The sequence below is a fragment of the Paraburkholderia sp. IW21 genome (assembly GCF_041321145.1).
GTDB lineage: Bacteria > Pseudomonadota > Gammaproteobacteria > Burkholderiales > Burkholderiaceae > Paraburkholderia.
The window spans coordinates 232,645-245,090 of sequence record NZ_JBGGWA010000008.1 but is presented as its reverse complement, the minus strand read 5'-3'; the positions used below and the strand labels follow the sequence as shown (position 1 = coordinate 245,090).

Sequence of the window (12,446 nt, the reverse complement as noted above, 5' to 3'; positions counted from 1 at the left end):
CTTATTTTCCGTATTGTTCGCAAATTTCATTGACCGCACGGCAGACCCGCTCCACGTCGCCCTCGTTCATCAGCGTGAACAGCGGCAGCGTGACGGTGGTGGCGCCGAAGCGCTCCGCGTGCGGGAACATCCCTTCCTTGAAGCCGCGCGCACGGTATAGCGAGAATAGGTGAATTGCCGGATAGTGCACGCCAGAACCGATACCGCGTTCCTTCAACTGGCCCATGAAGCCGGCGCGGTCGATCGACAGTTTTTCGAGCGGCAGCGTGATCTGGAACATGTGCCAGTTACTGTTTGCAAAGTCAGCAAACGGCAGGCCGATGCCCAGCTTGACCGCCGCGCCGCCTTCCAGGCCGGCGAAATAGGCGCGCACGAGCTTTTTGCGCTGCGCGAGGAAACGCTCCAGATGCGGCAACTGACCGAGGCCGACGCGCGCGGCGACGTCCGTCAGGTTGTACTTGCCGCCCAGCACGTCGCAGTCCATGCCGTCGAAACCGGTGCGGGTGATGCCCTGCAGACGGTACTTCTGCGCGAGGAGCGCTTCTTCCTCGTTGTTCAGCACCAAGGCGCCGCCTTCGATCGAGGTCAGATTCTTGTTCGCGTGAAAGCTGAACGAGACCATGTCGCCGAGTTTGCCGATGCGCTCGCCTTTCCACGTCGAGCCGAACGCTTGCGCGGCGTCCTCGATCACACGCAGCTTGTGGGCGCGGGCGATGTCATACAGACGGTCCATGTCCACCGGCAGGCCCGACAGATAAACCGGAATGATCGCCTTGGTGCGCGGCGTGATGGCCTTTTCCAGCAGATCCAGGTCGATGTTGCGGGTGGCGGGATCGATGTCGACGAACACCGGCGTCGCGCCGGTTTCATAGATCACATTGCTGGTCGCGACCCACGAGGCGGGGGTGGTGATGACTTCGTCGCCTTCGCTCACGCCGGCGATGCGGAGCCCGATTTCGAGCGTCGCCGTGCCTGAATTGAAGGTACGCACCGGGCGGCCGCCGCAGAACTCGGACAGCGCCGCTTCGAACTTCTGGTTCTGCGGGCCGGTGGTGATCCAACCGGAGCGGAGCACGTCGGCGACGCCCTGAATCGTTTCTTCATCGATTTCAGGTTTGACAAACGGCAAAAACGGGACTGTTGACTGGCTCATGAATGCTTCGCTCGATTGAAAGGGGCGCAACCCGAAGGGCGCGAAGTAGATCACAAACTACGCGCAAACCCAAGGCCACAGCTAAAAAGGGCGCAACCGCAAAGGATACCGCAGCCAACCTTACATCTTGCTTAGCCGGCGGCGATGCCCGGCTTACCGCATCTTTTTGCCGCCGGCGTGCCCGCTGCGCGGGCGCCGACGCAAACGCCGGCGACAAACGGCAATAAATCGTGCCCGGCACAGCGCTGCCGGCTGCGGGAGCCTAGCTGCGCGCCAGAACGAACACGCCAACGAGGATGATGCCGATCCCCACCAGCTTCTGAACCGACATCACTTCGCCGAATAGATACCATGCCGCGAACGCGTTGACGACGTAGCCGAGCGACAGCATCGGATAGGCGATCGACACGTCCACCCGCGACAGTCCGACCACCCACACGACAACGCTGATCACATAGCAGGCCAGCCCGCCGATGATCGGCGGCTGGGTCGCGAGTCTGAAGCCAATGGGCAGGATGTTCGCACGGGTGAATTCGAAGTGTCCAACGGCATTCGTTCCGGCTTTGAGCAGCAACTGCGCGCCGGCGTTCAGCGTGACGCCCGCGAGGATGCAAAAGAGTGAAATCGGGTTCATCGATCGTTCAGATCCTGATATGGGGTCACGGTTGCGGTTTTTCCACGGGGGTCGGCGCATTGGGCTTCGCTGACGCGTCGGACGACTCGACCGGCTTCATCACCACCACCCGGCGCGAGTCGCGGGCGACCACCTGCATCGGCAGCCCGTCTTTGAGCAGTGTGGCGTACCTCGACGGCGGGATCAGCGCGAGCGCGTAGCGGTCGGCCTTCCAGCGCGCGATCCACGCGGGGATCGACGGCACCCATTTCTGCGGTTCAACGGACACCCCGAAAGCAAGCTCGTCGGGATGCTCGACCATGATCATGGTGTGGTCGATGTAGAACGGCAGCGTGTGATCGAGCACGCCGACCGAATAGAACGGCGTATCGGCCGGCAACTTCGCAATCTCGGCCTTGATCGCTGGCGCGAGCAGCGCGCCGGAACTCAGGCGTCCGAACACGTCGTGACCCGTGCCGGCGATGGTGCCAAGCAGCAGCCACGCCGCGCCGAAGGTCGCGACGGCCCCGAGGCCGGCCGCCAGGCCACGGCGGTTCAGCCACAGCGCGGCCAGCGTCAGCACGAAGGCGATGCCGAGTGCCGCCAGTACCCAGCTGCGATATTCGGCATACAGTTCGGCCGGATTGCGCGCGCTGCCGAAGCGCGGCAGGAACAGCGCGGCAAAGGCGGCCACGACGAGAAATAGCGCGTAGCCGGCCAGATGGCGGCGCAGCTGGTCGCGTGTGACGAGCGGCAGATACATGCCGATCATGAGCGCAATGGGCGGCGCGATCGGCAGCGTGTAGGAAAGCAGCTTCGAGTGCGATGCACTGAAGAACAGAAAAATGAAGACCGTCCACACCAGCATCATCGTGACCGGCGCAAAGCCGTTCGGCTGGCGCGGCAGGCGCCACGCGTGGCGAACGCTCTGCACGGTGACCGACAGCCATGGCAGGAAACCGACCAGCAACACGGGCACGAAATAGTAGAACGGTCCCGGGCGGTTCTGTTCGGGCGTCAGATAGCGCTTGAACTGCTGAACGACGAAGAAGAAGTTCAGGAATTCCGGATTGCGTTGCTGCACCAGCACGAACCACGGCGTGACGATCGCGAAGAACACGATCAGGCCGCCGATCAGATGCAGGCGCTTCCATACGGCCCAGTCACGTGCGACGAGGGTGTACAGCACCAGCACCGCGCCTGGCAGGATCACGCCGACGAGGCCCTTGGAGAGCACCGCGAGCGCCATCGACCCCCAGCACACCCACATCCATGCCCGCACGTTGGCGCCCGGCAGGTTGGGGCGCTGCGCGAGCAGCAGCGCGCAAAGCGTCAGTTCCATCCAGAACGACAGGCCCATGTCGAGCGTGTTGAAGTGGCCCATCAGGTTCCAGTACGGCGAGGTGGCCAGCACGATCGCCGCGAACACGCCGGTCGCCGCATTGAACACACGCGCGCCGGTGAAGCCGATCAGCAGCACGCCGGCAAAACCGGTCAGCGCGGTATAAAGCCGCGCCTGCCATTCGCCGATACCGAACCACGCGAACGTCAGCGCATTCAGCCAGGTTTGCAGCGGCGGCTTCTCGAAATACTTGTAGCCGTTGTAGCGCGGCGTGATCCAGTCGCCGGTGACGAACATCTCGCGCGCCATTTCGGCGTAGCGGCCTTCGTCGCTCGGCAGCAGATGGCGCCAGCCGAGCGGCACGAACCAGATCACGGCGAGGGCCAGCACAAGCAGCAGGATCGTGGTGCGATTGAGCGGTAGCCTCGTCGGCGTATCGTTCATGGATTTCAACCTTTTTGGCGACGCCGTGTGCGCGGCGAGGCGGTGTTATTTGGAAATGGCAAGCGCCGGCGCGGCACCGATGGCGCGCAGTGTACGTTATCGCCCGTGACGCGGCCAGGGCGCGCGGGCGGTTTGGCCGCGCGAATCTTCACGGATGCCGTGCATGGCGGCACGCCCCGGCACGCCCGCTGCGCGGCGCTCGCGCCGCGCAGCTATGCTTCGATCAGCAACGCGGCGGCGACCTTGCGGCCCTCGGCCATCAGAATGTTGTAGGTGCGGCAGGCGGCCTTGAAGTCCATCGTTTCGACGCCGATGCGTTTGGCGGTGAGCGCGGCGGTCAGGCGTGGATGAGGGAAACGCAGCCGTTCGCCGCTGCCGAACACGACCACTTCGGGTGCCGATTCCACCAGCATCGCGAAGTGCTCGGCGCTCAGGTCGTCGAAAGAAGAGACGGGCCAAGGGATCACGGGCGTTTCCGGCAACACGAGAATGCTGCCCGAATGGCGCACCAGATTGATTTCGACATAGTCGGCGCCGTAGCCGGTGACGGTGTTGAGGGCGCCGTGGGAATCCTGATGTAATTTCAAATTCGTTTTTCCGAAGTCGTCGTGAGACATCATGCGTATGGGCGACCTGACCGGGCAGAACGGAAACAGAGCCGTTTGACGCGAGTGGGTCACGCGCGTGACACACAAGCGGCCGAAAAGGCTTGCCGTTGCGGTTGGTGCATTGCGGAAGTCGGCCAAAATCCGCTAAATTATAACTTTTTAGCCGCCTTGCGGCGCCCCTCGCTCATGTGCAGTCATAAGCCGCGCTGAGGACACGGGTGCGGCCCACCGGCTACCTGCCCTGGTTCTATCCGCCTTGGGCCTGCTTTTGGCCCGTTTCGCTGCTGTACCGGCGCAATCCGCCGGCGGCGCGCCCAACCGGCTCCAGAAGGCGGCCAATCCGCGTCCGGCGCCCCGATCCGTGTCTGGACGCCGTGCCGCGTCATAATCCCCCGGATCGGCGGATTTGCCCGGCCCGGCATTATGTTCGCTCCCGCTTGTTCGCCCAAGCCCATCAACCAGGATGAAGTGCCCGCCGTGAAACCGATTCTCAAATCCAACAAGTTGTTGAATGTCTGTTACGACATTCGCGGGCCCGTCCTCGAACATGCCAAGCGGCTCGAAGAAGAGGGCCACCGCATCATCAAGCTGAACATCGGCAATCTCGCGCCGTTCGGTTTCGAGGCGCCGGATGAAATCATCCAGGACATGATCCTGAATCTGCCGGGCTCGTCCGGCTACTCGGATTCGAAGGGGGTGTTCGCGGCGCGCAAGGCGATCATGCATTACACGCAGCAAAAGGGCGTGCACGGCGTCGAGCTGGATGACATCTACATCGGCAACGGCGCCTCCGAACTCATCGTGATGGCGCTGCAAGGCCTGCTGAACGACGGCGACGAGGTGCTGCTGCCGGCGCCGGACTACCCGCTATGGACCGCCGGCGTGAGCCTGTCGGGCGGCACGCCGGTGCATTATCTCTGCGACGAAGGCAACCGCTGGATGCCCGACCTGGACGACATCCGCGCGAAAATCACGCCGAACACGCGCGCGCTCGTCGTCATCAACCCGAACAATCCCACCGGCGCGCTGTACTCGGACGAACTGCTGCTCGGCCTGATCGAGATCGCCCGCCAGCGCGGCCTGATCATCTTCGCCGACGAGGTCTACGACAAGATCGTCTACGACGGCAAGGTGCATACGTCGATGGCCGCATTGTCCGAAGACGTGCTCACCGTCACGTTCAACAGTTTGTCGAAGAGCTACCGCTCGTGCGGCTACCGCGCCGGCTGGATGTTCATTTCGGGCCTGACCGGCGAGAACCGCCGCCACGGCAAAGACTACTTCGAAGGGCTCGGCATTCTGGCCTCGATGCGCCTGTGCCCGAACGTGCCCGGCCAGTACGCGATCCAGACCGCGCTCGGCGGCTATCAAAGCATCAACGACCTGATCGTGCCGAGCGGGCGTCTGTACAAACAGCGCGAACTCGCGTATGACATGCTGACGGCCATTCCCGGCGTGAGCTGCGTGAAGCCCGAGGCGGCGCTGTACATGTTCCCGCGCCTCGATCCGACGATCTATCCGATCCAGGACGACCAGCAGTTCATCCTCGACCTTCTGCTGGAAGAGCGTGTGCTGCTCGTGCAGGGCACCGGCTTCAACTGGAAGACGCCGGATCACTTCCGCGTGGTCTTCCTGCCGAACGTGGACGACCTGGCGGATTCGATCAACCGGATCGCGCGTTTCCTCGACGGCTACCGCAAGCGTCATACGGCCTGACGCGGCAGTGACACGCCGCGCGCCTTGCATGACATCCGTTTCCCTTTAATCATCTACTCGAAAACACACGCTGCATGGAACCGATCAAAGTTGGACTGCTGGGCTTCGGCACGGTAGGCAGCGGCACCTTCACGGTACTGCGCCGCAATCACGAAGAAATCAAACGCCGCGCGGGCCGCGGCATTGAGATTACGCGCATTGCCGTGCGTAATCCCGCCAAGGCGACCGCGGCGCTTGGCAGCGAAGTCGGCACCGTCGCGCTGACCGACGACTTCAACGCGGTGGTCGACGACCCGTCGATCGACATCGTGGCGGAAATGATCGGCGGCACGGGCGTGGCGCGCGACCTTGTTCTGCGCGCGATCAAGAACCGCAAGCATGTGGTCACGGCCAACAAGGCGCTGCTCGCGGTGCACGGCACGGAAATTTTCGAAGCGGCACGCGCCAATGGTGTGATGGTGTCGTTCGAAGCGGCGGTGGCGGGTGGCATTCCGATCATCAAGGCGCTGCGCGAAGGGCTGACGGCGAATCGCATTCAGTACATCGCGGGCATCATCAACGGCACGACGAACTACATCCTGTCGGAGATGCGCGACCGTGGGCTCGATTTCGCGACGGCCTTGAAGGCCGCGCAGGAACTGGGCTACGCCGAAGCTGACCCGACCTTCGACATTGAAGGCGTCGACGCCGCGCACAAGGCGACCATCATGAGCGCGATCGCATTCGGCGTGCCGGTGCAGTTCGACAAGGCGTACGTCGAAGGCATCAGCAGGCTGGCTGCGATCGACATCAAATACGCCGAAGAACTCGGCTATCGCATCAAGCTGCTCGGCATTGCGCGCCGCACGGACAAGGGCATCGAACTGCGCGTGCACCCCACGCTGATTCCGGAAAAGCGCTTGCTGGCAAACGTGGAAGGCGCGATGAACGCGGTCGTCGTGCACGGCGACGCCGTCGGCTCGACCCTGTATTACGGCAAGGGCGCGGGCGCTGAGCCGACGGCGTCCGCCGTGATCGCCGATCTGGTCGACGTGACGCGTCTGCATACGGCGGATCCGGAGCATCGCGTGCCGCATCTGGCGTTCCAGCCGGACAGCCTGTCGAGCACGCCGATCCTGCCGATCGACGAAGTGACGAGCGGCTACTACCTGCGCTTGCGCGTAGCCGACGTGACGGGCGTGCTGGCCGACATCACGCGCATTCTGGCGGATACGGGCATCTCGATCGACGCGTTGCTGCAGAAGGAATCCGAGCAGGTCGACGCGAACGGCAAGGGCGAAACGGACATCATCCTGATCACGCACGAAACGGTTGAAAAGAACGTCAACGCGGCGATCAAGACGATTGAAGCGTTGAAGACCGTTGTCTCGCAAGTCACGAAGCTGCGCATGGAAGCGCTGAACTAGGCCGAACTATGAACTATCTCTCCACGCGCGGCGCCGGAGCCGGCGAGCGCCATACCTTTTCCGACATCCTGCTGGGTGGTCTCGCGAAAGATGGCGGCCTGTACCTGCCCGCCGAATATCCGCGGGTTACGGCTGACGAACTGGCGCGTTGGCGCACGTTGTCGTACGCGGATCTCGCTTTCGAGATTCTGTCGAAATTCAGCGACGACATTCCCGCCGAAGACCTGCGCGCGCTGACGCGCAAGACGTACACGGCCGAGACGTACTGCAACGTGCGCGACGACGAAAGCGCCGCGCAGATCACGCCGTTGAAGACGCTGGGCGTCGAGAACGGTGCGCCGCTGTCGCTGCTGGAACTGTCGAACGGCCCGACGCTGGCGTTCAAGGACATGGCGATGCAGTTGATCGGCAATCTGTTCGAATATGCGCTGGCCAGGCACGGCGAGACGCTGAACATTCTGGGCGCCACCTCGGGCGACACCGGCAGCGCGGCCGAATACGCGATGCGCGGCAAGAAGGGCATCAGCGTGTTCATGCTGTCGCCGCACAAGAAGATGAGCGCGTTCCAGACGGCGCAGATGTACAGCCTGCAGGATCCGAACATCTTCAACATCGCGGTCGAGGGCGTGTTCGACGACGCCCAGGACATCGTGAAGGCGGTCTCGAACGATCATGCGTTCAAGGCGAAGTACAAGATCGGCACGGTCAATTCGATCAACTGGGCGCGTGTCGTCGCGCAGGTCGTGTACTACTTCAAGGGCTACTTTGCCGCGACGAAGTCGAACGACGAGCGTGTGTCGTTCACAGTGCCGTCGGGCAATTTCGGCAACGTGTGCGCGGGCCATATCGCGCGCATGATGGGCTTGCCGATCGAGAAGCTGGTGGTCGCGACGAACGAGAACGACGTGCTGGACGAGTTCTTTCGCACCGGCATTTACCGTGTGCGCAAGGCGGCGGAGACGTACCACACGAGTAGCCCGAGCATGGACATTTCGAAGGCATCGAACTTCGAGCGTTTCGTGTTCGACCTGCTGGGCCGCGACCCGGCGCGGGTGTTGCAACTGTTCCGCGACGTCGAGGAGAAGGGCGGTTTCGACCTGGCGGCGAGCGGCGATTTCGCGCGTGTGCAGGCGTTCGGTTTCGTGTCGGGCCGCAGCAGTCACGAAGATCGAGTGGACGCGATTCGCGACGTCTTCGAGCGTTACGACACGACGATCGACACGCATACGGCTGACGGCCTGAAGGTGGCACGCGAGCATTTGCAGCCGGGCATCCCGATGATCGTGCTGGAGACCGCTCAGCCGATCAAGTTCGGCGAGACGATCCGCGAAGCGTTGCTGCGCGAACCGGAGCGCCCGGCCGCGTTTTCGGGTCTGGAATCGCTGCCGCAGCGGTTTGAAGTGCTGCCGGCGGATGTGCAGCGTGTGAAGGACTTCATCGTTGCAAACACGGGCGAGTAAGCCGTGAGCAGGCCGTGAACATCGAGCGTGGCCGAGTCGCGCTCGATGTCGCGCAGGCAACGGTCAATCGACCGCACAGCAAACAAGGGAAGGCCAAAGGGTAAAGCACCCAAGGCCGACCCCTTTCCCCCTCCACAAAAAGACCCCTATAAGTCCAGGCCGTCACCGGCTGTCGTCATCGACCGCTACAATATTCTTTTAACCTGCGGCTTCGAGACCAAGATGTCCACACCAACGCCCCGCGCTCCGATGCTCTCCACTGCCGAAGCGCTGGCGACCTTGCTCAGTGCAGCGAGCCCGCTCACTGGCACCGAATCGATTCCCACGCTGGAAGCGCTCAACCGCGTGCTATCGGCAGACGTTACCTCGCCGCTAGACGTCCCCCCGATGAACACCAGTTCAATGGACGGCTACGCAGTCAGCACCGCGGATCTGGCGACCCATGGCAACCGCCGCCTGCCGGTCTCTCAACGCATTCCGGCCGGCCACGCGCCCGAGCCATTAAAGCCGGGCACGGCAGCGCGCATCTTCACTGGCGCCACGGTGCCGCCGGGCGCCGACGCGATCGTGATGCAGGAGCAAACCGAGGCCGCCGGCGACGCAGTCACAATCCTCCACAGCCCGGCACCCGGCGAATGGATCACCGCCCAGGGCGCGGATATCCGCAGCGGTTCGATCATTCTCCCGGCGGGCACGCGGCTGACGCCACAAGCACTGGGACTCGCCGCCTCAGTCGGCTGCGCGGAGCTCCAGGTGCGCCGCCGCGTAAAGGTCGCCGTATTCTTCACCGGCGACGAATTGACCCTGCCCGGTGAGCCGCTGAAACCCGGCGCGATTTACAACTCGAACCGTTTCACCCTGCGTGGGCTGCTGGACAATCTGGGCTGCGACGTCACCGACTACGGCATCGTCCCCGATAAACTCGACGCCACCCGCGCGACGCTGCGCGAAGCCGCGCAAGCGCACGATCTGATCCTGACCTGCGGCGGCGTATCGGTAGGCGAGGAAGATCACGTGAAGCCGGCAGTCGAGGCCGAAGGGCGTCTGTCGATGTGGCAGATCGCGATGAAACCGGGCAAGCCGCTCGCGTTTGGCGCGGTGCGCCGTCCTACGCAGCAGGCAACGGCGGCCGCGTCAGCCGAAACCTTCTTCATTGGCTTGCCAGGCAACCCGGTCTCCAGTTTCGCGACCTTCCTGCTGTTTGTCCGCCCCTTCGTTTTGCGTCTGGCCGGCGTCGAGAGGGTGACGCCGCGCGCGTTGTCGCTGCGCGCGGATTTCACGCAGAACAAGGCCGACCGCCGCAACGAGTTCCTGCGCGCACGCGTCAATCCGGCCGGCGGCCTCGACCTGTTTCCGAATCAGAGCTCGGCCGTGCTGACCTCGACAGTATGGGGCGACGGCCTGATCGACAATCCGCCGAACCACGCGATCAGCACCGGCGAGACCGTGCGTTTCATCCCCTTTTCCGAATTGCTGAACTGAGGCCGGCAAACCACCGGCGGCATCCCGATGAAGATTCAACTCCGATATTTTGCAAGCGTGCGCGAAGCGCTCGAAACAGCCGACGAAACGGTCGATTTGCCCGATGGCATCGCTACTGTCGGTGACGTGCGCGCCTGGTTGCGCGTGCGCGGCGGCATCTGGGCCGAGGCCCTCGCCGAAGGCCGCGCGCTGCGCATGGCCTGCAACCACGTGATGACCGACGCCGGCACGCGCCTCACCGAAGGATGTGAAGTCGCATTCTTTCCCCCCGTCACCGGCGGCTGAGCCGCGCCGGATTGCCGCTAAACTTCGCTAAGCCTCGCAAAGCCGCATAGGAGCCAGAAATGCCCGTTCGCGTCCAGACGGAAGACTTCGACCTCACCGCCGAGGTCGCCGCATTGCGCGCGCGCAATCCCAGGATTGGCGCGGTGGCGTGTTTTGTCGGCACCGTGCGCGATCTGAACGACGGCAGCGCGGTCGAAACGATGGAGCTCGAACACTATCCGGGTATGACGGAGAAGTCGTTGGAAGCCATCGTCGTGAGCGCGCGCGAGCGTTGGCCGGGGATCGAGGTGCTGATCGTGCATCGGGTCGGCAAGCTCTATCCGCTCGACCAGATCGTGCTGGTGGCAACGACCGCCGCCCATCGCGGCGACGCTTTCGCATCGTGTGAGTTTGTGATGGATTATCTGAAGACCCAGGCGCCGTTCTGGAAGAAAGAAAAGACCGAGGCAGGCGAACGCTGGGTCGATGCCCGCGTCACCGACGATGCTGCCCTGGCCAAATGGGGTGTCGAATCGGACAATAATCGGGCGGCAGAATAGGGCGCATCCGCCCCCAACACCCCGGCGTCACTCGTCCCGCGTCCGGCCGATGATCCGCGTCGGAAACGGCTCGCCAGGTGGTCGCGTCGAGGTATTCGGGACATGCGAATCATTCTCGGACGGCCGCCGCTTCGGCGCGACGCGCTCGAGCAACGCCTGTTGCTCCGCCGGAATCTTGTAATCCCAGCCGAAGCGGCTCAACTGCAAACTCTGCGCGATACGCAGTGCCGGTTCCATGAAGCGAACTGCCGCGGCCGGCTGATAGCGCGACTCCACCGTATCCAGAAACAGATACAGCCAGCGGCTGAAATGCTGCGGCTCGACGCCCTCGAGCGGCTGGTGCGCCTGCTGCACATTGCCGCGATATTGCTTGGCGCCCAGCACGAGGCTTCCCCAGAACGTGCACATCTTGGGCAGGTGGTCGTCCCAGCGGCCGGCCAGCGTCGCTTCGAAAACCGGGCCGAGCATCGGGTCGGCGCGCACGCGGTCGTAAAAGCCGTAGACGAGCTCGCGAACATTCGCTTCGGTGGGTTCGGCGGCGCGCTCGACAACCGGCGCGGCAGGGAAGGACGGATTCATGCAAATTCCAGAAAATGCAGCCATTGTCGCGGATCGCCACCCAGCGCCCCGGACCGTCAGGAATGGCCTCAAACTGTGCCCAAACGAAAGGAGGTAGGCCGCGAATACCCCGCTTTTCGTATGTATGGCCTATGCGGGAAACGTTACCATTGCTGCCGGAAGACAAACACCGCCTGTCAGCGCAGAATAATAAAATATGCGTACCGCCTGCATCTTATGGCGAAGCGACGGTCCCGGCAACCCTTGCATCGACGCGGTTATCCCCCCGGATCGCGGCTTGCGCTCATCGTGACACCCGCGCTTATGAGACTGACCGACTATACCGATTACTCGCTACGCGTCCTGCTGTACCTCGCTGTCCGTGGCGAAGGCCTGGCGACCATCCAGGATATCTCAGACGCGTACGGGATATCCAAGAACCATTTGATGAAGGTAGTACAGCAACTCGGCGAACTCGGTTGGGTCGAGACCGTGCGCGGGCGGAACGGCGGCCTGCGGCTCGCTGAACAAAGCAGGGCGCTGACCGTGGGTGAGGTCGTGCGGGCCACGGAAAGCGACTTTGCATTGGTCGCCTGCTTACCGGATCAGCAAGGTGAGCGCCGGGACTGCGTCATTACACCGCACTGCCGTCTGCGCGGCGCGCTCGAGGCCGCGCGCAGCGCGTTCCTCGCCGAACTCGATCGTCACACCATCGGCGAGGTTGTGAAGCCGCACGGCCCGCTGGCTGCGTTGCTTGGCCTGAGCGCCGTCATCCCGATCGTGCCGGTAGCGCCTAGTGGCGAGGCCGCGCCGGGCGCCTGAACGCCCGCTCGGCAATTC

12 protein-coding genes are annotated in these 12,446 nt (G+C 63.4%); 7 read left to right on the top strand and 5 right to left on the bottom strand.

The genetic code is table 11. The features are described 5' to 3' along the window. Window position 1: 1 nt before the first annotated feature. From ACAX43_RS20385 to ACAX43_RS20370, 4 genes are all read right to left on the bottom strand, one after another. Window positions 2–1,153, bottom strand: a complete 1,152-nt coding sequence (locus ACAX43_RS20385) for a DegT/DnrJ/EryC1/StrS family aminotransferase (protein ID WP_370710215.1) — start codon at window positions 1,151–1,153, stop codon at window positions 2–4. A gap of 262 nt (window positions 1,154–1,415) precedes the next feature. After that, complete coding sequence (locus ACAX43_RS20380; protein WP_370710214.1) at window positions 1,416–1,787, bottom strand: SMR family transporter; 372 nt, start codon at window positions 1,785–1,787, stop codon at window positions 1,416–1,418. Window positions 1,788–1,812: 25 nt separating this feature from the next. Continuing rightward, the gene (locus ACAX43_RS20375; RefSeq protein ID WP_370710213.1) at window positions 1,813–3,552 is read right to left on the bottom strand and encodes a glycosyltransferase family 39 protein; all 1,740 of its coding nucleotides are present in this window, start codon (window positions 3,550–3,552) and stop codon (window positions 1,813–1,815) included. A 212-nt stretch (window positions 3,553–3,764) separates the two neighbouring features. Then, entirely contained in the window at window positions 3,765–4,139 is a 375-nt protein-coding gene (locus ACAX43_RS20370; RefSeq protein ID WP_370710212.1) for an Mth938-like domain-containing protein, read from the bottom strand. Window positions 4,140–4,628: 489 nt separating this feature from the next. Between ACAX43_RS20370 and ACAX43_RS20365 the strand changes: the two genes are divergently transcribed. The 6 genes from ACAX43_RS20365 (at window position 4,629) to ACAX43_RS20340 (ending at window position 11,048) form a co-directional block, all read left to right on the top strand. Beyond that, a complete protein-coding gene (locus ACAX43_RS20365; protein WP_370710341.1) occupies window positions 4,629–5,876 on the top strand; it encodes a pyridoxal phosphate-dependent aminotransferase in 1,248 nt (415 codons plus the stop codon). Window positions 5,877–5,950: 74 nt separating this feature from the next. Further along, window positions 5,951–7,282 (top strand): homoserine dehydrogenase, encoded by a 1,332-nt coding sequence (locus tag ACAX43_RS20360; RefSeq protein WP_370710211.1) that lies wholly within the window; start codon window positions 5,951–5,953, stop codon window positions 7,280–7,282. An 8-nt stretch (window positions 7,283–7,290) separates the two neighbouring features. After that, window positions 7,291–8,742, top strand: a complete 1,452-nt coding sequence (gene thrC, locus ACAX43_RS20355) for a threonine synthase (RefSeq protein ID WP_370710210.1) — start codon at window positions 7,291–7,293, stop codon at window positions 8,740–8,742. A 249-nt stretch (window positions 8,743–8,991) separates the two neighbouring features. Then, window positions 8,992–10,224 carry a gephyrin-like molybdotransferase Glp gene (gene glp, locus ACAX43_RS20350; protein WP_370710340.1) on the top strand — a complete coding sequence of 411 codons (1,233 nt, stop codon included), beginning with the start codon at window positions 8,992–8,994 and terminating at the stop codon, window positions 10,222–10,224. 27 nt (window positions 10,225–10,251) lie between these two features. After that, window positions 10,252–10,509 carry a molybdopterin converting factor subunit 1 gene (gene moaD / locus ACAX43_RS20345; RefSeq protein WP_370710209.1) on the top strand — a complete coding sequence of 86 codons (258 nt, stop codon included), beginning with the start codon at window positions 10,252–10,254 and terminating at the stop codon, window positions 10,507–10,509. 59 nt (window positions 10,510–10,568) lie between these two features. Further along, entirely contained in the window at window positions 10,569–11,048 is a 480-nt protein-coding gene (locus ACAX43_RS20340; RefSeq protein ID WP_370710208.1) for a molybdenum cofactor biosynthesis protein MoaE, read from the top strand. A 27-nt stretch (window positions 11,049–11,075) separates the two neighbouring features. Here the strand turns inward: ACAX43_RS20340 and ACAX43_RS20335 are convergent, their stop codons facing one another. Next, entirely contained in the window at window positions 11,076–11,627 is a 552-nt protein-coding gene (locus tag ACAX43_RS20335) for a group III truncated hemoglobin (protein WP_370710207.1), read from the bottom strand. Between the two features lie 303 nt (window positions 11,628–11,930). Between ACAX43_RS20335 and ACAX43_RS20330 the strand changes: the two genes are divergently transcribed. Beyond that, window positions 11,931–12,428 carry an Rrf2 family transcriptional regulator gene (locus ACAX43_RS20330; protein ID WP_370710206.1) on the top strand — a complete coding sequence of 166 codons (498 nt, stop codon included), beginning with the start codon at window positions 11,931–11,933 and terminating at the stop codon, window positions 12,426–12,428. Window positions 12,429–12,446 lie beyond the last annotated feature (18 nt).